Origin of the sequence: Lysinibacillus sp. NPDC056185 (genome assembly GCF_047737915.1) — a bacterium.
GTDB lineage: Bacteria > Bacillota > Bacilli > Bacillales_A > Planococcaceae > Lysinibacillus.
This window is the reverse complement of record NZ_JBLLLQ010000111.1, coordinates 1-1,164: the sequence shown is the minus strand read 5'-3', so window position 1 is coordinate 1,164 and position 1,164 is coordinate 1. Positions and strand designations below refer to the sequence as shown.

Genomic DNA, 1,164 nt, shown 5'->3' with positions numbered 1-1,164 from the left:
GGTGTAGGTGCCTTCGCTGTCCTTCTCGGTGAGGCGCAGGGCACGCCGACCGTCGACGGTGGTCTCACCGTCCTTGCCGGCCGCGTTGTCGTTCGACTCGAATTCCTTCAGCAGGGTGCCCAGGTCGCAGAATTCGAGCATGTCCTTGGTGTCGGGGTCCGACGCCTTCGACTTCATCCAGTGGCCGGCGAGCAGGTCGACCGCGGCGTCGACGTCCGCGGCGGGCTCGCCCTTGGACTGTTCGCGCAGCATGGCCTCGTCGAACTTCGTGTAGACCGTGTCTCCGGTCTTGATGATCTCCATGGTTCCTGCCGGGCCGGCGGACATGGTCCCGGTGCAATTGCCGGAGGTGCTCATGGCGAAGTGGGCCGATATCGGTCCGTCGGCCGTCTTCATGTCGACGGCGATCTTCATGGACGTTGCCTTCTTCGTGGTCTTGAAGGCCTTGTTGGCGACTTCGGGGCCCGACATGTCCGCGAAGGGGCCGGCAGCCTTGGAAGATGACGTGCCGGTGCCGCAGGCGGCCAGGCCGAGCACGGTGAGTGCGCAGAGGGTATTGGCGGCGGTACGGGCGAGGAGGCGCATGGGAGGGCTCCGGGAGGAAGGCGGGGAAGAGCGGGTCTGCGGGAGGCGGAGGAAAGCGGCGTGCGGGCCGGTGCGGGTGCGTCAGAGGTGGGTGGCGCTCGAATCGGCGGGGCGGTACGAAGCGGTGACGGGGGGCGCCGTGGCATCGTTCGCGGTCTTGCTCACGAGCACCGCGCCGACCCCCGACAGGGCCAGCGAGATCAGGCCCAGCACGGCTCCGAAGGTGGTCGCGCCGCGGTTGGTGGCCTCGCCGCGGGCGGCCCGGCCCCGGCCGGCCAGGCCCAGGGCGAGAGCGAGCAGACCCAGTGCCCCCGCAAGCCAGAAGAGCGCCCAGACCAGGCCCACGACGCTGCCGGTGATTCCGAGGACGAGTGCCGTGGTGCCCAGCCCGTTGTGTGCCGGACGCTCGCCCGGCGGGCGAGCGGGGGCGTACGCCCGCTGCGGCGGCGGTTCGGAGTACCCGGACATGGCTGGGCCCTTCGGTGAATTCGGGGACAGGGGTGAGCAGTTGAACCCATCCGCAGGGATGTGGCGACGGGTCAATAACAGCAGAGCTTGAGAACCGAGTCAACAGTATTC

2 protein-coding genes are annotated in these 1,164 nt (G+C 68.9%); both read right to left on the bottom strand.

The window, feature by feature from the left end; translation table 11 throughout:
- Positions 1-585 (bottom strand): hypothetical protein (locus ACMZ42_RS27230; RefSeq protein WP_415733461.1); only part of this gene is annotated, 585 nt, incomplete at its 3' end.
- Between the two features lie 81 nt (positions 586-666).
- Positions 667-1,053, bottom strand: coding sequence for a hypothetical protein (locus tag ACMZ42_RS27225; protein WP_415733460.1), 387 nt, complete (start codon positions 1,051-1,053; stop codon positions 667-669).
- Positions 1,054-1,164: the final 111 nt, after the last annotated feature.

Coding starts and splice junctions, on each gene's coding strand:
- ACMZ42_RS27225 (WP_415733460.1), bottom strand. CDS start 1,053: ATGTCCGGGTACTCCGAACCGCCGCCGCAGCGGGCGTACGCCCCCGCT.